19 protein-coding genes are annotated in these 24875 nt (G+C 67.4%); 11 read left to right on the plus strand and 8 right to left on the minus strand.

Annotated features, from left to right (window positions below; translation table 11 throughout):
- Positions 1-200: 200 nt before the first annotated feature.
- Positions 201-1730 (minus strand): hypothetical protein, encoded by a 1530-nt coding sequence (locus ACLJO0_RS43745; RefSeq protein ID WP_410585792.1) that lies wholly within the window; start codon positions 1728-1730, stop codon positions 201-203.
- Between the two features lie 357 nt (positions 1731-2087).
- Here ACLJO0_RS43745 and ACLJO0_RS43750 point away from each other — a divergent pair, with 357 nt between their 5' ends.
- Both ACLJO0_RS43750 and ACLJO0_RS43755 read left to right on the plus strand, forming a co-directional pair.
- Complete coding sequence (locus tag ACLJO0_RS43750) at positions 2088-2570, plus strand: DUF5994 family protein (protein WP_410585793.1); 483 nt, start codon at positions 2088-2090, stop codon at positions 2568-2570.
- Between the two features lie 73 nt (positions 2571-2643).
- A complete protein-coding gene (locus tag ACLJO0_RS43755) occupies positions 2644-3555 on the plus strand; it encodes a universal stress protein (RefSeq protein ID WP_410585794.1) in 912 nt (303 codons plus the stop codon).
- 557 nt (positions 3556-4112) lie between these two features.
- Here ACLJO0_RS43755 and ACLJO0_RS43760 read toward each other — a convergent pair.
- Together ACLJO0_RS43760 and ACLJO0_RS43765 are read right to left on the minus strand one after the other, a co-directional pair.
- A complete protein-coding gene (locus ACLJO0_RS43760; protein ID WP_410585795.1) occupies positions 4113-4667 on the minus strand; it encodes a hypothetical protein in 555 nt (184 codons plus the stop codon).
- A gap of 44 nt (positions 4668-4711) precedes the next feature.
- Positions 4712-5074, minus strand: a complete 363-nt coding sequence (locus tag ACLJO0_RS43765; protein ID WP_410585796.1) for a MerR family transcriptional regulator — start codon at positions 5072-5074, stop codon at positions 4712-4714.
- A gap of 112 nt (positions 5075-5186) precedes the next feature.
- Here ACLJO0_RS43765 and ACLJO0_RS43770 point away from each other — a divergent pair, with 112 nt between their 5' ends.
- The 3 genes from ACLJO0_RS43770 to ACLJO0_RS43780 all read left to right on the plus strand — a co-directional run bounded on the left by ACLJO0_RS43770 (position 5187) and on the right by ACLJO0_RS43780 (position 9687).
- The gene (locus tag ACLJO0_RS43770) at positions 5187-6095 is read left to right on the plus strand and encodes an NAD(P)-dependent oxidoreductase (RefSeq protein WP_410585797.1); all 909 of its coding nucleotides are present in this window, start codon (positions 5187-5189) and stop codon (positions 6093-6095) included.
- Positions 6096-6218: 123 nt separating this feature from the next.
- Positions 6219-8684 carry an ABC transporter permease subunit gene (locus tag ACLJO0_RS43775; protein ID WP_410585798.1) on the plus strand — a complete coding sequence of 822 codons (2466 nt, stop codon included), beginning with the start codon at positions 6219-6221 and terminating at the stop codon, positions 8682-8684.
- A gap of 28 nt (positions 8685-8712) precedes the next feature.
- Positions 8713-9687 (plus strand): glycine betaine ABC transporter substrate-binding protein, encoded by a 975-nt coding sequence (locus tag ACLJO0_RS43780; RefSeq protein ID WP_410585799.1) that lies wholly within the window; start codon positions 8713-8715, stop codon positions 9685-9687.
- Positions 9688-10096: 409 nt separating this feature from the next.
- Here the strand turns inward: ACLJO0_RS43780 and ACLJO0_RS43785 are convergent, their stop codons facing one another.
- Entirely contained in the window at positions 10097-11434 is a 1338-nt protein-coding gene (locus ACLJO0_RS43785; protein WP_410585800.1) for a serine hydrolase domain-containing protein, read from the minus strand.
- Positions 11435-11917: 483 nt separating this feature from the next.
- Here ACLJO0_RS43785 and ACLJO0_RS43790 point away from each other — a divergent pair, with 483 nt between their 5' ends.
- The 3 genes from ACLJO0_RS43790 to ACLJO0_RS43800 all read left to right on the plus strand — a co-directional run bounded on the left by ACLJO0_RS43790 (position 11918) and on the right by ACLJO0_RS43800 (position 15769).
- Positions 11918-12610 carry a GAF and ANTAR domain-containing protein gene (locus ACLJO0_RS43790; RefSeq protein WP_410585801.1) on the plus strand — a complete coding sequence of 231 codons (693 nt, stop codon included), beginning with the start codon at positions 11918-11920 and terminating at the stop codon, positions 12608-12610.
- Positions 12611-13011: 401 nt separating this feature from the next.
- A complete protein-coding gene (locus tag ACLJO0_RS43795; protein ID WP_410585802.1) occupies positions 13012-14991 on the plus strand; it encodes an amino acid transporter in 1980 nt (659 codons plus the stop codon).
- Between the two features lie 184 nt (positions 14992-15175).
- The gene (locus tag ACLJO0_RS43800) at positions 15176-15769 is read left to right on the plus strand and encodes an ABC transporter permease (RefSeq protein WP_410585824.1); all 594 of its coding nucleotides are present in this window, start codon (positions 15176-15178) and stop codon (positions 15767-15769) included.
- 64 nt (positions 15770-15833) lie between these two features.
- On the opposite strand, the gene ACLJO0_RS43805 is transcribed toward ACLJO0_RS43800, so the two are convergent.
- On the minus strand, positions 15834-16910 hold the full coding sequence (locus ACLJO0_RS43805; protein WP_410585803.1) for an alpha/beta hydrolase family protein: 1077 nt from the start codon (positions 16908-16910) through the stop codon (positions 15834-15836).
- Here ACLJO0_RS43805 and ACLJO0_RS43810 point away from each other — a divergent pair.
- Positions 16884-17420, plus strand: a complete 537-nt coding sequence (locus tag ACLJO0_RS43810; RefSeq protein WP_410585804.1) for a helix-turn-helix domain-containing protein — start codon at positions 16884-16886, stop codon at positions 17418-17420. The two genes, ACLJO0_RS43805 and ACLJO0_RS43810, sit on opposite strands and share 27 nt — an antisense overlap.
- Before the next feature lie 42 nt (positions 17421-17462).
- Here the strand turns inward: ACLJO0_RS43810 and ACLJO0_RS43815 are convergent, their stop codons facing one another.
- Complete coding sequence (locus ACLJO0_RS43815) at positions 17463-17684, minus strand: hypothetical protein (RefSeq protein WP_410585805.1); 222 nt, start codon at positions 17682-17684, stop codon at positions 17463-17465.
- Between the two features lie 235 nt (positions 17685-17919).
- On the minus strand, positions 17920-18360 hold the full coding sequence (locus ACLJO0_RS43820; RefSeq protein ID WP_410585806.1) for a MerR family transcriptional regulator: 441 nt from the start codon (positions 18358-18360) through the stop codon (positions 17920-17922).
- 36 nt (positions 18361-18396) lie between these two features.
- Between ACLJO0_RS43820 and ACLJO0_RS43825 the strand changes: the two genes are divergently transcribed.
- Positions 18397-19104, plus strand: a complete 708-nt coding sequence (locus ACLJO0_RS43825; protein ID WP_410585807.1) for a class I SAM-dependent methyltransferase — start codon at positions 18397-18399, stop codon at positions 19102-19104.
- A 1136-nt stretch (positions 19105-20240) separates the two neighbouring features.
- The gene (locus ACLJO0_RS43830; protein ID WP_410585808.1) at positions 20241-22967 is read left to right on the plus strand and encodes a LuxR C-terminal-related transcriptional regulator; all 2727 of its coding nucleotides are present in this window, start codon (positions 20241-20243) and stop codon (positions 22965-22967) included.
- A gap of 47 nt (positions 22968-23014) precedes the next feature.
- On the opposite strand, the gene ACLJO0_RS43835 is transcribed toward ACLJO0_RS43830, so the two are convergent.
- A complete protein-coding gene (locus ACLJO0_RS43835; protein WP_410585809.1) occupies positions 23015-24784 on the minus strand; it encodes a S8 family serine peptidase in 1770 nt (589 codons plus the stop codon).
- Positions 24785-24875 lie beyond the last annotated feature (91 nt).

A 24875-nucleotide genomic window follows, 5' to 3' on the forward strand; every position in this document is an offset into this window, starting at 1 on the left:
AAGGGCACGGTCTGGGTGGCTTCGCCACCGTCGATGTCGTCGACGATCTGGACGGATACCTTTTGTGCCATCGAAAGTGCCTTCCGCTAGGTCATGCCACGCCATCTCGGATTGGCGCAGTGCCAATGAGCCTAGGCCGTGGTGTCGTCGCGTGATCGGCGGGACGTCCGGACGACGCCCGCCGGTCGCACGACTGAGTCTTACTTGCCGATTTTCTCTTCAAGCGTACGGCGTCGAGCGGTCACCTCGCCGGGGTCGTCCCCGAGGACCAGCAGTTGCAGGGTGCTTTGCCGGAGCGGACTGTCCGTGTGACCGGTGTCATGACCGGCCACGATGAGCAGGCCACCGGCGGCCAACTCCGGGCGTATCCCGGCGAGCAGGTCGGTGAGTGGGCCGGCGACGGTCAGCTTCACGGATTCGGCGGGGAGGTCGAGGGCGCCGGGGCGGACGGACTGCATCGCCAGCAACGGGATCGAGCCACTGGTGATCCGGAAGTTCAGGTCGAGCACGACCTGCTGGCCGTCCCGGGTTTCGGCGCAGTCGAGGCTGCACAGGCCGCGGTAGCCGACATCGGCCGCGCGCTGGGTGATCGCCAGGCATTCGGCGAGGAGTTCGGCAGGAGGCGTGGTGACCACGCCGAATCGGCCGCCGGCATAGACCCCGATCGCGTCGACGCGTTGTTCCGTCACAGCCAGCAGGCGTGCCCGCGCGTCCGCTGCCACATAGAACTGAAGACCCCAGTTACGCAGGATCTGCAAGTACTCCTCGACGACGAACTCGTTGAGCACGTCGGTGAACGCCGGCAGCGTGATCTGCTCGTGGGCCTGGTGCAGATAGACATCAAGGCTGCCGCCGTGCGCGTCGTTGGTCGCGGCCTTGAGCACCCACGACTTCTCCGCCGGTGCCGCCTCCGCGAGTTGCCCGCGGGTCACGACGCTGCGGTGCGCTTGGAAACGTGGATCGACCAAGGTGGTGATGCTGGCTTTGTTGTTCAAATAGCCGACGAGTTGCGCGCTTTTGAGCGCGCGTTCGTCCGGGCACAGCGTGGTCGGCTGCGGGTACTCCATCGACATCAGCAGGCCGTCGGATATCGCTTCGGTCACGCGGTCGGCGAATTCCCTTTCGTTTCGGAACTCGCGCAAATCCGTGCCGACAGGCAGGCCGCTGTCACGCAGGTGCGCCAGCAAATCCGGGTCCGTGCCGCCGGCGCTGCAGATCACCGGCATGTCGGCCGCGACGGCGATCGGTCGCGCGGAGACCACGTCGCGGGTGTGGCGGTGCCTGTTCACGGGCTCGGCCGCGGCCAGTTCGGGCCGCGCGCAGACGGCGATGCCCGGGCCATATACATCGGTGAGAGAACGAGGAGCGCTGACTGCATGCGGCAGGACGACTGGAACGCTGATGGAGGATCTCCTGTGAAGTGAGTCGGACCGGTCAGAACCGGCTGTGAAATGCGAGGAGAGCCGAGAAGGGAAGGCAGCGTTGATCACTCGACTGCCGCGAGCAGCGGCAGGGAGCTTGCCAGGACCGGCGCCGTGGACAGTGTCACGCCTGCCGCCTGTCTCCATGCTACGTCCTGACCTGGTGTATTGGCAGCGCGGTTGGCGAAAAGCGGCCTTGATTCGGCTCACCTCGTTCAGCGCGGTCACGCCGGCGGCCGCCTGGAGGCAGATCTTCAGCGGAGCGTGACGGAAGTTGCGTCTTCCGGCCGAGTCTTTCCTCTCTTTCACCTGTCTCCAGGTTGCTCCACCGTCACGGCCAAGGGGAGAGACCGGTGCGCCGGAGGCTCGTGCTCGCCGGTGGGCTCCGGTCGCGCATCGATGGTCGTAGCGCCTGGTTCAGGGGCTGCGCTGACGGTATCGGCCGCCCGGAACCGGCGGAACGATCATTGTCCTCAATGGACGATGTCTTGTTCATGCGCCGATTTTCGTGGTGGAATCCAGAACAGGTGAATTATCGCCGGTTTGCGACGCCGTTTCCTCTGTACAATAAAAGTACCGAGAGTATTTCGCGCGTCGGAGAACGACCGATGTCACCTTCGGTTCTTCATCGACGCCGGTCTTCGTGGCCGGAGACCGGAGCCGAATATGCGTGCCGACCCTCTCATCCTGGACACGGCCGAACGGGTGAGGATCAAGCCCCGTAACTCGGAAAGCGGTCGCGTCGACGGTGCCTGGTGGCCGCGGTCGCGTGACTTGACGGTCGAAGTGCCCGAGCTCGCCGCGTCGCTCGACGGCCGGATCGGCCCGGTGTGGCGGGTGGCGTTCCCGCCGTCGGCCTGGGCGGTCACGGTCCGTGAGCTGATCTGGCACGGGCGGCTGGTCAAGCTGGAGGGAATCGGCTCGCAGAACGTTCATATCGTGCACGTGACCGGCGGGAACATGCAGCGGCTCACGTTGCTGGTCATCCCGCCGGAGGCGGACCCGGCTGCTGCCGAGGGAGTGCTGATGGCGGCCTCCGGGCAGAACAACGTGGCCGGCCCGGAGGCACTCCTTGACGAGTTCGGCGCGCGGCCCGTCCCGGAAAACGCCCTCGCCCGTTGGGAATCCGAAGGTGGTCGTGGCGATTGACCCATCGTCGAACGAGCCCTTGGACAGCGAGGCTGAAGCAAGAACTCGGCTAGACAGAGCATGAGGAGTGAAAATGCCAGTCGGCACGGAGAAGTCCATCGTCGCTGGGATCGACGGGTCACGGTCCGCGAGGACCGCCGCGCTCTGGGCGGCGGACGAGGCCACGAAACGTGGGCTGCCCTTGCGGCTCGTCCACGTGTTCACGATCCCGGTCGTGAAGATGCCGGGGGTGGTCCCCTCGTTCGACGGGGTCCGTGAGGGTTTCGAGAGCCGCGGTCGAGCATGGATTCTCGAGGCGAAGGAAGCAGTGCACGCCAGGCATGAGGATCTCGTCGTCGAGACCGCGGTCCGCGAGTGGCACCCGGCGGCCGCCCTGATCCAGGAGTCGGCGAGGGCGACGGCGGTCGTGCTCGGGTCACGGGGACTCGGCGGTTTCACCGGGATGCTGGTGGGCTCCACCGCGGTCGCGCTCGCCCATCACGGCCATTGCCCGATCGTCGTGGCCAGGGGTCGGCGACCGGACGACACCGCACCGGAAGCGGGGCCGGTCGTCGTGGGCACGGACGGTTCGCCGATCAGCGAGGCGGCCCTCGGGTTCGCGTTCGACGAAGCGAAGCTGTGGAACGCTCGCCTGACGGTCGTCCGGACCTGGTCGGAACTGGTCGACCATGGCGCGATCCGGCCTCAGTTCCTCGCCGTCGATCCGGCCGAGATCGAGGCCGCAGACCGGAAATCGACCGAGGAGCAGGTGGCTCCCTGGCGGGAGAAGTGTCCGGACGTTCCGGTCGAGATCGTCGTCCGCAAGGGAAGGCCGGTCCGCGCGTTGCTCGAAATCGGTGCGGGCGCACGGCTTCTCGTCGTCGGCAGCCGGGGCCGCGGTGGGTTCGAGGGCATGCTCCTCGGGTCGACCAGCCAGGCGCTGATCGCCCACGCGGAGTGTCCCGTCGCCGTCATCCGGGGAGATCACCTCGACGCGGAACTGTGAAGTCGGCGGGAGACCTGTCCACCGTTGGCGGTGTTGCCGGACAACGCGCCGCCGGTGAGGGTCACCGCACCGAAACTGAGGATGCCGCCGCCGTCGCACGGGTGATGGTGTTGGCATTGCCTTCGAAGGTGATGAGCGGCAGGCCCGCCGGACCGTGGACGTCGTCGTCACCATGAGCGGAGGTGAGGGTGTAAGTGCGCCGGGGGTCAAGGTCACGGTGCGGCCACCGGCCGCGTCGACCGCGGAGACCAGCGCCGCTGAAAGCGGTCACCGGCGGTCGATGAACAACCACCCCGGACCCTGCGCCGAACGGTCGTGAATGGACAGGCCGGCATCATCGCGGACGGTTCATTGGAAATCAGGGTGAAAAGGTTTCAGGGCGAGCCTGGTGGGTATGTCCGTGCGCTGTGACACGGAAACCGTGCGATTTCATGGCGAATTCTTCGAAACAGTGCGGTGTGGCGAATGATCTGGTTCTCGCGTTCACCTGGCGGCGGGCGAATTCTCGGAAACGGAATGATCGAAGATTTCAAGGGCTGCCTGCTCGTCGAAAGTCGCTAGCGTTCGCGGCGTGACCGGTCTTGTGCGTCGGCGATGAGGTCGCGGATCCGGCTCGCGTGGTCGATGCCGTTGATTTCGGGTGAAGGTGGCGGTTCCGGGGTTCCGGCCGGTGGGTCGTCGTCGACGGAGAAGAGTGGTTTGCCCGGTCCGCCGAAGGTGATGGTTCCTGTGCCGTTCTTGTGATCCACCAGGTGAGGTGGGCCCAGTTCGCCCAGGAATCGTGAGACCGTGGGTTGCCCGCGGGTCCAGGCGACCACGCGCCTGTCGGTCACCATGTAGACGCTCGCCCGCATCGCGAGGTAGCGGTGAACTCCCTTGGCCACGGAGAGCAGAACGAGCAGTCCGAGAAGGAACCACCCGCCTGGTTTGTCGAAGGTGGGGTACAGGCCGTAGCACGGCACCAACAGAAAGGGGACGATGACGAGGTCTTGCTTTCTGGCGAACCGGACGTGTTTCGGTGAGCCTTCCCAGAGCAGGCGTTCGCAGGGGGCGAGGGCGAAGTCGTCGTCCGGCGGGATGTGGTCGTGAACGCGAGTGCTCCGTTCTGGCAACTACGAGAGCTGAGTTCGGCCGCTGTTCGCGGCTCATATGTCCGTCACGATGGCGTGGCACTGGTCGTCATCGCAAGGCAGGCATCCGGTTCAACGCTGTCGTGCGGCGGCGTGGCCGCGATGATGGTGTCCAGCACGGCGCGCGCGGCCGCGAGATCGGCTACGGCGCTGTCGATCCGTTCACGTTCGCGGTACAGGTCGGGAAGCATGTCGGGGCAAGCCGGCGCCAATCCCTGGCCTTCGTCGACCATGCAGGGCAACAGATCGGCGATCGTGTGGGTAGTGAGGCCCGCGGCCAGCAGCGTGCGGATGTGCTGAACGGTGCGCACGTCCTCGTCCTGGTACTCGCGATATCCGCTGGGGCGACGGTGTGGCGTCAACAGGCCCTGCTCCTCGTAGTAGCGCAACAGCCGGACGCTGACCCCGGTCCGCTGGGACAAAGCTCCGATACGCACGTGCTGATCACCACACATCTCCGAGTTGACTCTCACATCCATGTGAGACTCTAACGTCTCGCTCATGACAACACCGGAGCCGACAAGCCCGCACAGCAACCCTGTCACCGTCATCGGCCTCGGCCCCATGGGCGCGGCCCTCGCCGAGGCGCTTCTGAATCAGGGCCACCCTCTGACGGTGTGGAACCGCACTCCAGGCAAAGCCGAGGATCTCGTCACCAAGGGTGCCCGCCGAGCGGCGACCGTCGCCGATGCGGTGTCCGCGAGCCCTGTCACGATCATCTGTCTCAAGGACTACGAGACCACGTACGGGATCTTCGAGTCCGCCGATGACGCCCTGAAAGGCCGCGTCCTGGTGAACCTCAACTCCGGTACGCCGACGGAGGCGCGCAGGGCACTCGACTGGGCGGCCGAGCGTGGAGCGGAGTACCTCGACGGCGCGATCATGGTGCCGCCGCCGCTCGTCGGACAGCCTGAGTCCGTCTTCCTGTACAGCGGTTCGCGGGACGTCTTCGACAAGGCCGGGGTGGCGCTGGCGAGCATGGGGGATCCGCGGTTCCTCGGCTCCGACCCCAGCCTGGCGGTGCTGTACAACGCGGCACTGCTCGAAATGATGTACGCGACCATGAACGGCTTCCTGCACGCCACCGCCATGGTCGGCTCGGCGAACGTCTCGGCGGTCGAGTTCAGCGAGCTCGCGCTGGGCTGGTTCATGCCATCGGTGGTGGACTCGACCCTGGCCGAGCAGGCGCCCGACCTGGACAAGGGCAACTATCCCGGTGACCTCGGCACCATGGAAATGAACCTGAACGCGCTCGAGCACATCACCCGAACCTGCGTGGAACAAGGCGTCCACTCCGATCAGCCGCGACTGATGAAGGAGATCGCCGAACGGGCGATCACCGAGGGCTACAGCGGAAAGAACTACCTGGCCGTGTTCGAGATCTTCAAGAAGGCGACGCCGGCCACGTGATCCTCTCGCACAGAGCACGATCTGCTCGACCGGGTTTAGGCCGAGCTGTGGACAGGAGGCCCGCGGACATGTTGGGCTGGGACCCGGCCGAACCTGACGTGGTCGGCCATTTTCCATCCTGCGATGTCGAGGAGCGGCGCCCTGAGCCTGTGGGAGTACCTCCGAGAGAACTGGATCGACGTCGTGAACGACGCGATCCTGCACGTGGATCTCACCCTGGCGGCGATGGCACTGGCCGTGCTGGTCGGCATGACGATCGGCCTGCTCACCTACCGGCGGCGGTGGCTGGGCGCGATGGCGACCACGACGACGGCGGCGTTCCTGACCATCCCGTCGATCGCGCTGCTGGGCATCCTGATCGGCCCGTTCGGGCTGGGGTTGACGAATGTCCTGTGCGCACTGGTGCTCTACGCACTTCTGCCGATCACGCGCAACACGATCGTCGGGCTGCGTGGCGTCGATCCGGCCGTGGTGGACGCGGCGCGTGGTATGGGGTTCGGCCGCGTGCGGCTGCTGTTTCGCGTGCGGCTGCCGCTTGCCTGGCCGGTGATCCTTTCCGGCATCCGGGTCTCGACGCAGATCACGATCGGTATCGCCGCCATTGGCGCGTATGTCAAGGGTCCCGGCCTCGGCAACGAGATCTTCGACGGACTCGGCCGGTTCGGCTCGGTCAACTCGCTGAACCAGGTGCTCACCGGAACGCTCGGGATCATGGTGCTGGCGCTGCTGTTCGACCTGGCCTTCGTGGTGGTCGGCAAGCTGACCACACGGCGACGTCCCCTCGCCCGCCGAGGAGTGGCTCCGACGACGTCGGGGGGAGCGGCCGGAAAGGGCGGTGAGACGATCGAGCTGCGGGACATCGGCAAGCACTACCCCGGGCGAGCGGTACCGGCGGTCGAAAGCCTGACGATGCGCATCCCCGCGGGTGAGATCGTCGTGCTGACCGGTCCGTCGGGGTGCGGCAAGACGACGACCATGCGGATGATCAACCGGCTCGTCGAGCCCACCGCGGGCGTCGTCACGATCGGCGGCACCGACGTGTCGGCGCTCGACCTCGACGAACACCGGCGCAACACCGGCTACGTCATCCAGCAGGTCGGGCTTTTCCCGCACCTGCGGGTGGACGCCAACATCGGCGTGGTGCCGCGGGTGCTCGGCTGGACTCGACGACGCATCGCCGGCCGCGTCCGCGAATTGCTCGACGTCGTCGGCCTGACCCGCGAGCACGGCATCCGGTACCCGCGTGAGCTTTCCGGTGGTCAGCAGCAGCGCGTCGGTGTGGCGCGGGCGATGGCCGCGGACCCGCCGGTCATGCTGATGGACGAGCCGTTCGGCTCCACCGACCCGATCACGCGCGCCCGGCTGCAGGACGAATTCCTTCGCCTGCAACGGGAAGTGCGCAAGACGATCGTGTTCGTCACGCACGACTTCGACGAGGCGCTGAAGGTCGGCGACCGGATCGCCGTACTGCGGCCGCGGTCGGTGATCGCTCAGTACGACACGCCCGAGGCGATCCTCGCCGCGCCGGCGGACGACTACGTCGCGAGCTTCGTCGGCTCGAAGCGAAACCTGAAGCGGCTCGCGCTGATCCGGGTGGGTGACCTTGGCCTCCGGCCGGCGGCAGGGCCGGACGGCCTGCCTCCGGTCCGGCCCGACGCCACCTTGCGGGACGTGCTGGACGTGATGGTGCGGACCGGCAGCACCGAGGTCGTGGTCACCGAGGACGGCACCGCGCGGCCGCTGGGGGTGTGCGACGTGCCCAGTCTCGTCGCGGCGCTCCGACCCACCGGCGAGGCGCCCGCGCCCGCGGACACAGGGGAGGCGCCTGTGTCCGCGGGCGCGGACACCACGGTGCCCACGCGGCCTCGTCGGCGACGGCTCGGGCTGCTGGTACGCCCGGTCCTGCTGACCATCGCCTTGCTGGCGCTCTTCATGATCGTGCGTGCGCACCCGATCGACTCGATCGAACAGCGTTTTCTCAACGCCGGCGAGATCTTCACCGAACTGGGCGCGCACCTGCGGCTCACCCTGATCTCGACGGCGTGCACGATCGCCATCGCCCTCCCGCTCGGCATCCTGCTCACCCGCGCCGGCGCCCGCTGGGCCAGGCCCATCGGACTGGGGCTGGGCAACCTCGGCCAGGCGATCCCGTCGATCGGGCTCGTCGTGCTGCTCGCGCTCTGGATCGGCACGGGCACCGCGACGGCGGTGACGGCGCTCGTCGTCTACGCGACCTTGCCGGTGCTGCGCAACACGATCGTCGGGCTCGACGACGTCGATCCGACCCTCGTCGACGCCGCGCGCGGCATGGGCATGGGCAAGACGGCCGTCCTGTGGCGGATAGAACTACCGCTGGCCGTCCCGGTGATTCTCGCCGGGATCCGGACCGCGCTGGTGCTCACCGTCGCGAGCGCGACGCTGGCGACCTTCATCGACGGCGGCGGTCTCGGCGGAGGGCTCGTCGCCGGGATCGGCCTGGACCGCCCGATCCTGAGCCTGACCTTCGGCATCATCGTCGCCGCACTGGCGCTCTTCGTCGACTGGCTGGGGCTGGTCGCCGAGGAGTTCCTGCACCCGCGCGGCAGGTAGCTCGACCGACTTCAAGGAGGACCGACCCATGCGGATGCTTCAGCGCACGACCGCCGCCGTGCTCGCGCTCGCCGTGGCAGCGGCGCTCGCGGCAGGCTGCACGATCGGCAAGGACGAGACCGGCGCCCAGGTGGGCGCCGGTTCCATCACGAAGATCGACGCGCTGAACGGCGCCCAGATCCGCGTCAGCTCCAAGGAGTTCGACGAGCAGCTGTTGCTCGGCCAGATCGCCCTCGTCGCGCTACAGGCGGCAGGGGCGAGCCCGCAGGACAAGACCAACATCACCGGCTCGAGCAATGTCCGCCGGGCGCTCACCAGCGGCGCGGTCGACCTGTACTGGGAATACACCGGCACCGCCTGGGTCAGCTACCTGAACCAGACCAAGCCGATCAGTGATCCGCAGGCGCAGTACGAAGCGGTCAAACAGGCCGACACCGCCAACGGCGTCACCTGGTGGGCACGTTCGCCTGCCAACGACACCTACGCCCTCGCCGGCAACCCGGCGACACTGGCCCGGACCGGCGTCAAGACGCTGTCCGACTACGCGGCCCTGGTGAAGCGGGACCCGGCCGCGGCCTCGACTTGTATGGGCCCGGAGTTCAAGAGCCGGGACGACGGATTTCCCGGCCTGGCGAAGACCTACGGGTTCACCCTGCCCGACCCCCACGTGCACCTGCTCAACGACGCCGTCGTCTACACGAGCATCGGCAAGGGGGACCCCTGCGGCTTCGGCTCGGTCGCCTCCACCGACGGGCGCGTGGCCGCGCAGCAACTCACCGTGCTCGAGGACGACAAGCACTTCTTCCCGACGTACAACCCCGCGATCACGATCGCCACTCCGCTCGCCCAGAAATACCCGCAGCTGGAGCAGGTCTTCACGCCGATCGCCGCGAAGCTCGACACCGCGACGCTCACGGACCTGAACAAGAAGGTCAGTGTCGACGGCCAGAAGCCCGCCACGGTCGCCCGCGACTGGCTCAAGTCGGCGGGCTTCATCAGCTGAACCGCCTGTCGCCGCGGCGGGCGGGAAAGGTTCGATCAAGCCGGACAAGTCACCGGCAGCGGACCCGGGGCGCGACTGTCCACACGGGACGCTAGTCCGGATCGGGTGCCCGATGTGGGTGCTTTGCGCAGCTGCGAGAGGGGGTCGTGAGTGGCAATGAGGGTTAGAGCTCACGTGAGTTTCTCGATCGTGGGGATGTCGTTCGACGCCGGGCCGTCGGAAGCGCTGAAGAGTAGGGAAGGGGGCCTTCACGCGCAGAACCCGAGTACATGAAGGACCCCATCCTTGCGCCTAGGTACAGGAAGGGGTCCTTCATGTACTTCAACCCGGCATCACGCAAGAAGCGCCACAGGTCACGCAGTAGGTACCCAAGGGGAAGCTCGTTAGAACGGTTATGAGGAGCTTCCCGTCATCCGAGGCAGGCACGGACGGCTTTGGCCAGATTCGCCGCCCTGGGGTCGTCGGGCCGGAAGTTCCAGAGGTTGGTGACGTAGCCGAAGCCGACACCGGCGTCGGGGTCCGCGAAGCCGATCGAGCCGCCGGAGCCAGGGTGGCCGAACGCTCCCGGTCCGGTCATCGGCATCGGCGGGCATGCCCGGTGGAAGCCGAGTGACATGTAGAAGGAGCGGTCGGCCGGGATGTCCAGTCCTGGTGGCAGTCCGTGCATCGAAGTCTTGTCGGTCTGGACGGCGGTCATTGTCTCGACCGTCGCCCGGTTCAGCAGGCGGACCCCGTCGACGGTGCTCACCGTGGCGGCGTACATCCGGGCCACCGATCGGGCGTCGGCGAGCATGTTCGCGGCCGGGAACTCCGCGGCACGCCAGGCTCGGGAGGTGAAGTAGTCGGTCGTGGGGTCGAGTGCGCCGCCCAGTTCGCCCGCTCGGGCTTGCACGGAGCCAGGCTCCCAGAGCGCTTTGACCCACCTGGTGACAGTGTCCGCGTCCAGTCCGGTCAGCTTGATCATGCCGGCGATCAGCTCTTCCAAGGTGAACGGTGCGGCGTAGTGGAGCTTGGCCACTCGGTGCTCGTGTTTCTCGGGGAGTCCGATCCACGCGCTCAGTCCGAGGGGGCGGGCGACCTCGTCGGCGAAGAACGTGCCGAGTGACTTGCCGGTGATCCGGCGAACGACTTCCCCGACCAGGAATCCGTACGTGACGCTGTGGTAGACGTGTTCGGTTCCCGGTTTCCACAGCGGTTTCTGTGCCTCGAGTGCCCGGATGACCGGGTGCCAGGCGCATGCCTGCTCGAAGGTGAGCGGGCCGTCGACGATCGGAAGGCCTGCCTGGTGCGACAGCAGCCAGCGCACCGGGATCTCTTCCTTGCCCGCGTTGCCGAATTCCGGCCAGTAGCGGGCGACCGGGGCGTCCAGGTCCAGTTCGCCGCGCTGGGCCAGCATGTGCGCGCAGATGGCGGTGGCGCCCTTCGTGGTGGACGCGACCTGGACGATGGTGTTCTTGCGCCACGGCCGGTTCGCCTCGCGGTCGGCGAGGCCGCTCCACAAGTTGACGACCTGGCGGCCGCCCACGTAGACGCTGCACGCCGCGCCGACCTCACCGGGGCTTTCCTTGAAGTTCCTGCGGAAGACGTCGGCGACCTTGCCCCAGCCGTGCTCGACGCCGTTGCCGTCGTGGCCGTCCTCGGCCGCGCCCGCCTGCCCGGCGAGGCCGACGAGCGCGCCTGTGGTCAATGCTCCGGCCAAGACCGTCCTGCGCCGAACCTGTCCCCGCTCGGATGTTCCGTCCACCATGTCCCAACCCCTTCTGGTGAATACCTGAGCTCGGATGACCTGCGGGGATCACGATCACCGAGTGCGCTGACGCGGTGCTGACACCGCCCTGACACGGGCTGAACGCCGGGCCCCCGACCAGGCGCGAAACGGCCGGATATCGATACGCCTCGCCATGGGCTTGGAAGCCTGCGGCGGCAGCCGTGTCCGCTCCTTCTGGCGGTAGCGCTACAATGAGTCACGTATCGTGAGGTCGTTCAGACTGTGTGGAACCGGTCGGATTGTGGCCTCGGGCGGGCCACCGAAAAATGAGGCGAGCCGAGCACCTGCCAGCGGGCATGACGTACCCCTCTGCGGGGTAACTGCTCCTGAGCGCGCCGGTGGCCGGATCCACGTCACCGCGGTTGAGGAACCACTCGACAGGTGATTTCGATTGCACAACCCTGAACACCGCTTCGCCGCCGCCGAGACGGCGCCTGATGCGGCAGGTCTCGCGGTGAGCCCATGACACCACCCGAAGACCTCGAGACCATCCTGGCGCGCCTGCACCGTGCGGCCGCCGACGAGCAGCATCTCGGCGCCCTCGACTCCCTGCGCATCGCCGGGCTTCTCGGTCTGGACGCCCTCACCATCGACCTGGTCAACAGCGCCGGGACCCTGGAACTGGTGTGGTGCGACCCCGTCGACGGACCAGGGCCCGAGCTGGACACTCTGCAATACACGCTCGGTGACGGCCCCACCCTGGAAGCCGCCCAGCACGGCTACACGGTGACCGAACACGATCTGGCGGCCACCGACCAGGCCCGCTGGCCGCTGTTCCTGCCCGCCGCGATGCAGTCCCCGGCCCGAGCCGTCATCGCCGCCCCGCTTCGGGTTGACGGCGACACTGTCGGCGCCCTTACCGGGTACCGCGCCACACCCGGCGCCATGACGGCATCGCAATCACGCGATTTCCATCGCGTCCGCCAAGCGTTGCTGCCCTTGGTGCTGCGGAGCGCGCCGAGTTCGGCCGGCAGCGACTCCGGCCTCCGCCGCTACCGCGAAGAAGTCCAGCAAGCCGCCGAGTTCCTCGCAGCCACCCTTGCCATCCCACCGGATCACGCACTCGCCCGGCTCCGCGCCTACTCTTTTCGCCACGACCGGTCTCTGACCGAACTCGCCCGTGACGCCCTCACTCGCCGCGTCCGACTGGACTGACCACCACCCGTAGCCCAGGAACCAGTGGCGTGGAGTGGTTCACGCCATGGTGCGCCGGCCGCCGCGCTCGGCCGCGGTGCGGCGGCAAACCCTTGACCTGACGGCTGATCCCGGGGCGGTCGCCTGCTGACAGTCGTCGAGTCACAGTGCCCGGATTCCCTTCGGTTCGTCCGGCGTACACGCTACCTCCGAACTCGACCCATCCGGTGATCAAGGGCATGGCCTGGCCGTCGCCGCGAACGTCGGACCGCTTGTCGCGCGACATTGATGTTTTCTTTACGGCCGGCTCGGTCATTCCTGACGCTGGATCGTTAGTGTCCGCTTCGGTGCGCGGCCGTCACGCCGGGGTGGAGATGGCGGGGCGGGGTGCGGCGCACGGGAGATCCGGGGAGGACAGGGGTATGACCGAGGTTCCAGAACACGCTGTGCCGGCACGGGTGGACAGCCCGGTCCGGCAGGCGGCGCCATCGGGCAAGGTGGGCCGGTGGCTGATGGAGCACCGGGTCCAGCCGGTGGGACCGGAGAGCCATGAGGAACACGCCACACCGCAGTCGTGGTGGAAGGTCATGTGTCTCACGGGCGTGGATTACTTCTCCACGTTGTCCTATCTGCCCGGTATCGCCGCGCTGGCGGCGGGCGCGCTGTCGCCGCTGGCGACGTTGCTGATCGTCGCGCTCACCCTGCTCGGCATGCTGCCGATGTACCGGCGGGTGGCGAAGGAGAGCCCGCACGGTCAGGGTTCGGTCGCGATGCTGGAGAATCTGCTGCCGTTCTGGCGCGGCAAGATCTTCGTCTTGGTATTGCTGGGTTTCGTCGCGACCTCGTGGATCATCACCATCACGCTGTCCTCGGCCGATGCCACCGTGCACGCGCTGGAGAACCCGATCGCGCCGTCGTTCCTGCACGGACACGAAGTCCTGATCACGGTGATCCTGCTGCTGATCCTCGGCGGGGTGTTCCTGCTCGGGTTCAGCGAGGCGGTCGGCGTCGCGATCCCGCTGGTAGCGATCTTCCTGGTGTTGAACGCGGTGGTCGTGGTCGCCGGGATCGGTGAGGTGCTGACCGAACCCGCCGCGTTCGATCGATGGCTGGACGCGCTGACCTCCGGAGGCGGTGGGATCGGCGGGGTCATCGGCCCGGCGATTCTGGCGTTCCCGTTGCTGGTGCTCGGATTGTCCGGTTTCGAGACCGGTGTGAGCATGATGCCGCTGGTGGCGGCGAAGGGCGAGAACGCCGAGCAGAAACTCGCGAACCGGATCCGCAACACCCGTAAGCTGCTCACCGCGGCCGCGCTGATCATGTCGGTGTACCTGATCGCGACCAGTTTCGTCACCACGATCCTGATCCCGGCGGAACAGTTCGAACCGGGCGGCGAAGCGAACGGCCGGGCGCTGGCGTACCTGGCGCACGAGCTGATGGGCGACTGGGTCGGCACCGCTTACGACATCAGCAGCATTCTGATCCTGTGGTTCGCCGGGGCTTCGGCGATGGCCGGTTTGATCAACATCGTGCCGCGGTATCTGCCCGCCTACGGGATGGCGCCGGACTGGGCAAGGGCCGTGCGGCCGGTGGTGCTGGTCTACACTGCGATCTGTGTCCTGGTCACGATCATCTTCAACGCCGACGTCAACGCACAGGCCGGGGCGTACGCCACCGGGATCCTCGCGATGATGGTGTCCGCGTCGGTGGCCGTGGCGATCTCCGCGGCGAAGAGGCGTCAGCGCAAGGCCGCGATCGCGTTCGCCGTGCTGACCCTGATCCTGATCTACGCGCTGGTGGAGAACGTCATCGAGAAGCCCGACGGCCTCACGATCTCCGCCTTCTTCATTCTCGGGATCATCGTGGTGTCGCTGATCTCGCGGGTCACCCGCACCACGGAACTGCGGGTGGAGCACATCGAGTTCGACGAGCCCGCGCGCCGGTTCGTCACCGAGTCGATCGCGCACGACGGCGCGCTGACCATCATCGCGAACCGGCGCCAGGCCGGGGACGCCGACGAATACCGGGCGAAGGAAGCCGAACAGCGAGGCCTGAACCCGGTGCCGGGCGCCGCCGACGTCCTGTTCCTCGAAATCGACGTCATCGACCCGTCCGGGTTCAGCGACGTGCTGAAGGTCCGCGGTGTCGAGATCGAGGGTTTCCGTGTCCTGCGCGTGGAAAGCCCGGCCGCGCCGAACGCGATCGCGGCTGTCCTGCTCGCGCTGCGCGACGCCACCGGTGTGCGGCCGCAGTGCCATTTCGAGTGGAGCGAGGGCAACCCGCTGGGGCATCTGTTCCGCTACCTGATCCTCGGCCGCGGCGACACCGCCCCGGTGGTCCGCGAAATCATCCGCACCAGCGAACGCGACCCGGCCCGGCGGCCGGGAATCCACGTCGGCTGACATCAGGCGTCAACGCGAGGCCGTCACCTGAGGGCTCGGCGCTGACGATGGAGGATTTAGGACGTTCAACGTCCCTAATCCTCCCCACTCACCTCTGACGCGTGGCTGATCAGCTGTCCCGGTTCGATGTGCTGACCGAGGTCTGCCGGCCGCACCTCCGGTGGAGAAGACTCGCGGAGTGAAGATGGTGCCCGGGCTGCCCGGGATCCTGCTGATCACGGTCGCGTCGGGGGTCGCCTACACCGCGCTCCGGCTCTTCATCGACATGAAAAGCGGAATCTTCGAACGTTTCCTGTCCTTGCCGATCGCACGCTCGGGTGTGCTGTGGGCGCGCGTGCTGACGTCGCTCGTCGCCAACCTCCTCTCGCTCGTGATCGTCGTGGGTGTCGCCCTCCTCATGGGTTTCCGCTCAGGAGCGGGACTGTCGACGTGGCTCGCGGTGGCAGGCATCCTGCTGCTGTTCACGCTGGCGTTGACGTGGCCGGCCGTCATCCCCGGTCTCTCCGCGAAATCCGTGGACGGCGCGGGCGTGTTCTCCTACCCGCTCATCTTCCTGCCGTTCCTCAGTTCGGCATTCGTGCCCACCGCCACCATGCCCGGCCCGGTGCGTGCCTTCGCCGAACACCAACCGGTGACGTCGATCGTGAACACCCTCCGCGCCCTGCTCACCGAGCAGCCGGTCGGCACCGATATCTGGATCGCCCTCGCGTGGTGCGCCGGTCTCCTCATCGTCGCCTACGTCTTCGCCACGATCACCTACCGCCGCAAGATCTCCTGAGCACACCTCAACTCGGATCCCACGCACTCCTGGGCGTAACCCGGGTCGTGCGGATCGGCAGCGGTCAAAGGCGAGCGCGGTCGGTGAGCCAGGCGGCGATGTCAGCGACGACTTCGGGGTCCACGTGGTGTGGATGTGCGTAGTCCGCGGGCATCGACGGTCCGCTGCCGGGGAAGAACATGTGATCGTCGGCGGCGTAGGTGCGGAAGGTGACGTCCGGCCGGTCGGCCAGGCCGTCGCGCCATCCGGCCAGATCGCCGTCGATGGTCAGCTGGTAGTCGCGCTCGCCTTGTATGAAGAGCATGGGCAGATCCAGTGTCGCGGCGACCGCCACCGGATCGTAGGCGCGCAGGTCCAGCCAATACTGTGCGGGCATTCCGAACGGCAGTTTCTCGGCGGGTGTGGCGGGCGATAGATCCGGGCTGTCCACCAGTTTCGCGTGTTCGGTGGCCGCCTCGACGGTGGGCAGCAACGCCGCGGTCGCCGGATCGGCCTTCGTCAGATATTCGATGACGCGCACCATCGACCACTGCATCGGCACCGTGTCCCCGGCGAGAACGACGAGACCGGCCACCCTTGGCCCGGCGGCGGCCACCCGAGGTGCGAACTTGCCGCCCATGCTGTGCCCGATCACGAAGACGTGATCACCGTCCACTGTCGACAGTCCGCGCAGGATATCGATGCCCGCGACGGCATGCGGAACGTATTCTTCGGTCGGGGTGAAGTCCGGGGTGGCGGCGATCTGTTCGCGGTGCGTGTAGGTGACCTTGTCACAACGCAAGACCGCCACACCGCGACTGGCCAGACCCCAGGCGATGTCCTTCAAGTTCTTGTTCGGCCCGGCGGTACCGTCCCGATCGAACGGTCCGCCGCCGGCGAGCAGTACAGCCGCCGGATGGGGACCTTCGCCGTGGGGGACGGTGACTGTTCCCGGCACGGCGAAGGCGCCCGAACCCACAGTCACCGCATGTTCGTCGAACAGGTCCGGATCCGCATAGTCCGGTGACTGCCACGCCTCGAGGTCCGTATCGGTCGATTCGACTGACGCCATATTGTCCTCCGCCTCAACGTTCTCAACTTTGAGAACGGTATCACGAATGAGAGCATAGGGGTCATGGATTCTCTGGAGCTGCTGGCGCACCCGGTGCGGCTGCGGATCGTGCACGCTCTGTCCGGCAAGCGGACTCAGACGACCGCGCAGCTGTGCGCACGCCTGCCCGACGTTTCGAAGGCGACCGTGTACCGGCACGTCGACCTGCTCGCCGGCGGGGGTGTTCTCGAGGTCGCCGCCGAGCACCGCGTGCGGGGCGCCGTGGAGCGGACCTACCGCCTGCGCCCAGAGCGCGCGACCATCGACGCCGACGCGGTGGCCGCGGCAAAACCCGAAGACCACCGCGAGGTCTTCGCCTTGGCCATGGTCACGCTGCTCGCCGAATTCAACACCTATCTCGATCGTGAAGACGCCGATCCGGTCGCCGATCTGGTCGGCTATCGGCAACACGCGGTGTGGCTCGATCGTGAGGAGGTCGGAAGCCTGATCGACGGTCTGCGCGCGGCGATCCTTCCGCACCTGAGCAACCCCGCCACCTCAGGCCGTACGCAGTACTTACTGAGCCCGATCCTGTTCCCGGCCGGCCAGGTCGACACATAGACGCGCATCGAGACGGCCTCGCCCGGGTGCGCCGCCGCCTGATCAGCCGTCGGAGGTGTTGTCCTCGGTGGTCTCGCTGATGTGCTCGCTGAGGCGGGCCATGTTCTCCGGGCGGTTGCCTGCCGGGGTGTCGCGACCGAGGACGGTGACGCCCTGCCGCGCGACCTCGGCGACCTGGACCATGCCGCGGGCACTGGCGAGTGTGGTCTCGTGCCGTACGTCGCCGTCGACGAAGTAGCGTTCGCGGCGGCGCTCGTCGCGCATTCGGGCGATCAGGCCCTCGCTCTCGAGGGACGCGACCGACTTGGAGACGGTCGCCGCTGATCCCGAGGCGCTGGACGAGTTCGGCGGCAGTGACGCTGCCCGAGTCCGCGACCAAGAGGCACGTCAGTACCCGAGCCGTCATCTTGGGCGCACAGCATCGCTCACCTCTCCTACATCGCGTCCAGGCGTTGAGCGGCTCTGCGCGCAGGTCCGTGGGTTCGCCCGACAGGTTCGGTCAGTGCACTCGCGAGTGGCTTTCTTCCAGCGAGAGGCCGCGCTGTCGCCCTTCGAGGATCGCCCAGAATCGGGTGCATTTCATGGGATCGACGGCCGGGCATTTCCGGCCGTGTTCGAGTGCGGTGCGGGCCACCTCGATACGGTGCTGCTGTTCGATCAATTCGGCCAGTTTGTGGTCGATCATTTCCCGTCGGCCTTGTCGCTCGCCCGTGAGGAAGCGCCCTATCTCCGCCAGCGAGAATCCGATCTCGCGGAAGAAGAGGATCGCGCTGACGTCCCTGACCGCAGACTCGGCGTAGCGCCGACGGCCCGCTTCCCGCGCCGTCGGCCGCACCAAGCCGAGTTCGTCGTAGTACCGCAGCGCGCTCGTCGGCACGCCGGTCCGTTCGGACAGGTCGCCGATGGACAACGACGCCGGGGTGCTCTCGGTGGCAGACATTGACTTCAAGCGTACTTGAAGTGCTTGGCTCACCCCATGAAGATCAAGGAAAGGCTGCTGAGCCGCGTCTTGGCACAGTTCCGCCGGCCGACCGGAGCCGTCGGGCACGTCGTCGGCTGGATCATGGGCCGTCGCTCGTCGAACGTGGCGCGCAACCGCTGGGCGGTGCGGCTTCTCGACGTCCAGCCGACCGACCGCGTCATCGAACTCGGCTGCGGTCCGGGCGTGGCCATCTCCGCCCTCGCCACACGGGCGTCCCGGGGCTTGGTCGTCGGCGTCGACCACTCGCCGGTCATGATCCGCCAGGCCCGCCGCCGCAACAGGGCCGCCATCCGCGCCGGACGGGTACGCCTCGTGCGCACGCCGGTCGAGGCCCTGTCGATCAGCGACGGGCCATTCGACGCCGCGCTCGCGGTCAACACGGCAGGCATGTGGCCCGACCCGGCCGCCCGGCTACGCGAACTCGCCCGGCTGTTGCGACCCGGTGGGCGCATCGCACTGGTATCCCAGCCTCGTTGTCCCGGTGCCACCGCGGCCACTTCGGCGGTGGCCGCTCACGAGCTGGCAAGCCGGCTCACCGATGCCGGGTTCGAGCGACTCCGGACCGAGATGCTCGACCTCGACCCGCCGGCGGCGTGCGTCATCGGGCACGTGGCCGGCTCACAGCACCAGCCGTTCGGAGGTACTGCGGGAAAGGAACACGGACCCTCGCCGGGATCGAACAGCAGGCCCGGGCCCAGGTGATGAAGAGACCAGGTCGTGCCAATGCCACGTAGCTCAAGTTGATCTTGAGCGGCTGCCGGCCTGCTCGATCAAGCCGGACAAGTCACCGGCAGTGGACCCGGGGCGTGACTGTCCACACGGGACGCTATTCCTGATCTGGGGCCCGATGTGGGTGCTTTGCGCGGCTGCGAGAGGGGGTCGTGAGTGGCAATGAGGGTTATTGAGGGGTAAGGCAAACGTGTCGTGTCTTGGGCGAGACCCGGATCTCGCGTGTTCAGAGACGTAACTCGCGTGTTCAGACTCCGCACTCGCGAGTGCGGCATCCAGACACGCGAGTCACGTCCCCAAGCACGTGAGTTACGTCCCTAAGCACGTGAGTTACGCCTTACCGACCGGCCGCCGAGGTCACAGCCGTCCCACCGTCACCAGGGACCACATCTGACGGTAGCGAAAGCCTCCTTCCCTACCGTCAAAGCAGGCAAGGAGGCCCTCACTACCGGGAGAACGCCCGCGCAGGAGCGACACCGGCCCCGCACCACGAAACGTCCGACTTTCCCCTCAATAGAACGACCTTTGCCACTCACGACTCCTTGACAGAACTGCCCATTTCATTATCAATCGGACATTCAGTCATCGAAATGCGTCCACAGTGGATGCTAGGGGCTTGCCGGCTTCCGTCGGCCAGGGCAACCGAGCGCTTCACCTGCGGCAACCGTCCCCACTTGCGATCAAACCCTGTCCAAGATCAACTTGAGTTACGCGGCATTGAGGTCGTGCCCGGTGATCCGTGCAAACCCTGAAGGGGGCATTGCTCAATCCGGTGAACACGATGGCGGACGTGTTTCACCCACGAAGGCTGCGGCCTTCAAGGCGCCGAAGTCGGCTGCCTGGGCGAAGCCCTCGCTCCCACGATGGACGGCTGCTTCACCCTGTTCGACACCATTCGCGCATGCCACCCGAATACCCCAACCCACTGGCGAGCCAGGGAGGCAAGGAGCAACGTTCCACCCACGAAGCACCGGCTCCCCAGGGCGAGGACGGCAAGCGCGGCGACGCAACAGACGATAGGACCTACCGGAGTGCTGCGCAGATTTGTACGGTTAAACGGCTTTTAGAGCGGTTTCACGCTTTGTCCTCCAACTCTGGTGGGGAGCGACATGAGGACGAACAGCTCGATTCGCCGTCTTGAAGGATCGGCGGGAAACCTGGTGGCTCGGCTGTGCTCGCTGATCGCGCAGCACAGGAGCGCGGTGCTGGTCAGCGGGGCCGCGGGGATGGGTAAATCGTGGCTGGCACGCCAGTTGCTCAGCGTGGTCCACGCAGACGTGAATGTCCTTGTCCGGTGCCGGGGGCTTCCCGATGAGCCGTACGTTGTCGTGCGGGAATTGCTGCGCTGTCTCGGCGAAGCCGGTGTGGACATTGGTGCCGCGACTACGTGTGCAGAGGACGGCAAGGGATCCTACGAGGTCTGCGCGCGGCTGCGGGAGCTGCTTGTTGTCGTGGCGCCTGTGTTCGTTGTCGTGGACGACGTGGATCTCGCTGATTGCCGGTCGTTGCAGGTTCTGAAGTGCTGTGCGACGAGACTTCCGGCTGACGTCGCGCTGATGATGACGTGCGGATCCGGCCGCCTCAAGGCGGCGGATCTGCGTTGGGGCGCCGAGTATCGGGTGGAGCTGGAGGCATTGTCGCCTCTGGAGATCCAGCAGTGGGCGGCGGAATCGTTCGGTGGCCTCGTGCCCGACCGCTGGGCTGCCCAGGTGCACGCGCTGACCGGTGGTGTGCCGCGGTTTGTCGCTGAGGTATTCGCATGTGTGCGGCCGGAGCAGGGGGATCCTGGCGGGGTGCTCGAGAAGCGAGGGGTTCCGCAAGCGATCGCGGACGCGGTTTCGGAGAGGTTCAGTGTGCTTCCGGTCGCGTCGAGACGAATTGTGGACAGTGCGGCGTTGTTACGTGGAAGGTTTACGGCGGACCTGCTGGCCGAAGTGTGCCGCGTGTCCACGGTCAGAGCGGGAACCGCGCTTGTCCGCGCGGCGGATGCCGGCTTGGTGGAGATGAGCGACGACGGAGCGTTCGAGTTCCGGCCGTCGCTGGTCAGGTCGGCGCTGGAGCGCATGTTGTCGGCGGAGGATCGCCGGCGCGGGCATGTGGCTGTGGTCCGCGCTCTGGAGAACCGGGGTGGGGAGGCGCTGGCGGAGTTGACGCACCATGCCCGAGCTTCGGGCGACCTCGCCGCGGCGGCTCGTTATGCGGAACGGGCGGCTGATCGCGCCGCGTGGGAGGGGGAGCCCGCGGACGCGGTCGAGCTGCTTCGCCAGTTGCTGGCCGAGCCGGGCTTGCCGCGGCGGGTGCGGGCCGCTCTCGCCGGCCGGTGCGGGCGGTTGGCGTTGGGCAGTCTCGCCTTCGACGACACCGTGGTGTTGCTGAGAACGATCATCGCGGACGACACGCTGTCCAGCGGTGTTCGCGGGGAGCTGCGGTTGCAGCTGGGTCTGTTGCGTGCCAACCAGGCAGGGGAGGTGGACCTGGGCTGGGCGGAGATCGTCAAGGCGGTCACGGAGCTGCGGAGGCGTCCGTTGCTGGCGGCGCGGGCGATGGCGGCGTTGGCCATGCCGCAATGGAGCACCTGGCCGGTCGAGGAGCACCTGCGTTGGCTGCGGGAAGCGGAGCGCACCACGCCGAGCCGCGGCGATCCGGCGCTGCTCACCGCCATCGCGGTAAACCGGGCGGCCGCGCTGCTGCAGCTCGGCGACCGGCGTGCCTGGGAGGCGATCGACGCGCTGCCTCAGGATGGTTCCACCGCGGAACAGCGACAGGAGCTCGTTCGCGGGTATATCAACCTTGCTGACGCGGCTATCTCGCTTGGCCATCAGGCCGCTGGAGATTTCCTGTCCAGGGCGCACGCGCTGACGGGGCAGGCTCCGTCGTATCTGCGGCATATGGCCTTGGCCAACGATCTCCGGCTGGCGCTGGTGACCGGGCGCTGGGCGGGCCTGGCGGACCGAGCGCGGCGGCACCCCGCGACCAGGACCCCGCGCTCGTCGGCGGAGTCTCATCTGGTGCTGGCCCGGCTCGCCCTCGCCACCGGCGAGTGGGACGAGGCCGAACGGCTGCTGACCCTGCCAGGGCTCGAACTGGGCCACGGCTGGTACGGGCCGGCGGTGCTTCTCGCGGCCGCGACGAGGGTTCGGCTCGCCGTCCTGCGCGGGAGGCTATCCGAAGCGGTGGACGAGTTCGCCGCCGCCGCCGAGGTAGTGCGCAACAAGGGGGTCTGGGCGTGGTCGGCGGAATTGGTCGACGCCGGAGTTGAGGCGTTGTTGCGGCTGCCTGACGTCACGGCCGCCAAGGCTGTGCTGGCCGAATTCGGGGACGACGTCGAAGACCGCGACTGTCCTTTGGGGCATGCGTTGCTGCGCTTCGGACTGGGGATGACGGCCAGTGCCGAGGGCAGACTCGACGACGCCGTGGTGCTGTTGGCCGACGCCGCGGAACGGCTGGCCGCGCTGCCGCGGCCCTACGAGGAGGCGCGGGCGATCGAGGCGGTCGCGAGGTGCTTGTTCGACCTGGCCGACACCGCGCGGGCCGTCGAATACGCGAGTGCTGCGGCGCGCGCGTTCGCCCGGCTCGGCGCTACCTGGGACGCGGCACGATGCGAGCACTTGCTGCGCGAACATGGCGGCGGGATGGGGGGAGGTCCGGGGCGGCGTGGGTACGGCGCCGTCCTCTCTCCACGGGAGGAGTCGGTCGCGCGGCTGATCGTGTCGGGCCACACCAATCGGCAGATCGCCGGTGTGCTGTTCCTGTCACCCCGGACGGTCGAGCGGCATGTCGCGAACATCCTGCGCAAGCTCGGTGTGCGGTCGAGGCAGGACGTCCGGGTCGGCTGACGCGCGCTGGTGTGCGGCCGGGAACATGGCCGCACACCAGCACGTGATCAGGACAGGGAGAAGCAGAGCGGTTTGGTGATGTGCTTGTGACACCGGACGTTCCGGCTCGCGCTTGCTGTCTGCTGCTTGCCATCGGAGACAGTCAGGGTCACGGTGTAGTTCTTCGCGACGTTCGGGTAGGCATGTGAAGCGGTCTTGCCGGTCGCGGTGGCGCCGTCACCGAAGTTCCACGTGTACCCGGTGATCGCTCCTTCCTCGTCGCTGGAGGCGCTGGCGTCGAACGTGCACACGTCGCTCGCACAGCGGCCGGTGAAGGCCGCGGTGGGTGGGAGGTCGCCTGCCTTTACCAGACGACGCGTGCTGTTGGTCTTGCCGGAGTTGTCCGTCACCGTCAACCGGACGCTGTAGTAGCCCGAGCGGCCGTACGTATGCGAGGTGGTTTTGCCGGTGGCGGTGGCGCCGTCACCGAATTCCCACGCGTAGCCGGTGACGTTCCCGTCGGTGTCCTTGGACGGGCTCGCGTCGAAAGCGCACGTCGTGTTGCCGGTCGAACAGGCTGCCTTGAACGCGGCGGTCGGACGGCCCGGGTCCGGTGTGCCCGCCGGGTAGTCCTGGGTCGAACCGACATCCAGCAGTGGCTCCTTCACGTTGTCGCCGGAGTCGTCGGTCCAGTTCGTGTTCGCGGTGTCGACGAGCCGCTGCCGCACGGCCAAGGCCCCGTCTCGATCGACGGCCCGGTTGCCGTTCGCGGTCAGCAAGGCCGCCGCCCCCGCGACATGCGGGGCCGCCATCGACGTGCCGCTGAGGACCTTGTACTGCCCACCGGGGTAGGTGGACAGTATGCAGGTGCCGGGAGCCGCGATCTCCACGCTGGGACCGAAGTTGCTGAAGTCCGCGAGCGTGTCGTCCTGGTCGGCCCGGCAGGTCGACGATGCCCGGCCGCCCGGTTCGCCGTCGAAGTCCGCGATCGCCGAGACGGTCACGACGTCGGGATGGTTGGCGGGCGAGAACGTCTTGGCGTCCTTGTGGTTGTTGCCCGCCGCGACCGCGAAGACGACGCCTTTGGCGACCGCGTTCGAGATCGCTGTCCGGAGAGCGTCGTTCTCGCAGTTCTCGCAGCCGAGGCTCATGTTCGCGACCTCGATCTCGTCAGCGTGCGCGGCGACCCAGTCGACGCCGGAGACCACACCGGAAAGCTGGCCACTGCCGTTCTGGTCGAGTACCTTCACCGCCCAGATCCGCGCCCCGGGCGCCACGCCCACGACCCCGGCCCCGTCGTCGCGGGCGGCGATCGTGCCCGCCACATGGGTGCCGTGACCGTGGTCGTCGCTGCCCGCGTTGTCCGTGCACGAACCGCTGTTGAGACAGTTCGTCCTGGACACCACGTTCAGATCCGGATGCTGTGCGTCGACTCCGGTGTCGATCACCGCCACGTCGGCGTCGACACTGTAGTCATCGGTCCCGTTGATCTTCAGGTTCGGATTGGCCGGGGCGTGGACACGATCGACACCGGTGGGCACCGTCTGGGCCGTGGTGCCGACGATCCTGTCCGGCTCGACAGCCCGAACACGAGGGTCGTGCCGTAGGGCGTTCACCGCGGCCGATGTCAACGTCGCGGAGAAGCCGCTGATCGCATGCCGGTAGATGTGCCCGACCTGTCCGCCGTGCCGGTCGACCAGACCTGAGGCGAGCGTCGCCGGATCGGCGGCGCTGTTGTGCAATGTCACGATGTAGCCGGCCGCGCCCGGTTCCGGACCGGGCGACGCCGCGGCGCTGGGAGCCGCGGCACCGACCGTCAGCACCAGCACACCCAGCACTCTGAGAAGTGTCCTTTTCGCACGCAATGTAGTCCTCCTGATGCAGGCTTTCGTGGAGGCCACGGAAATCTCCGCGGTGAAATCACCGTCA

The sequence above is a fragment of the Amycolatopsis sp. lyj-108 genome, from assembly GCF_046549005.1.
Classification (GTDB): domain Bacteria; phylum Actinomycetota; class Actinomycetes; order Mycobacteriales; family Pseudonocardiaceae; genus Amycolatopsis.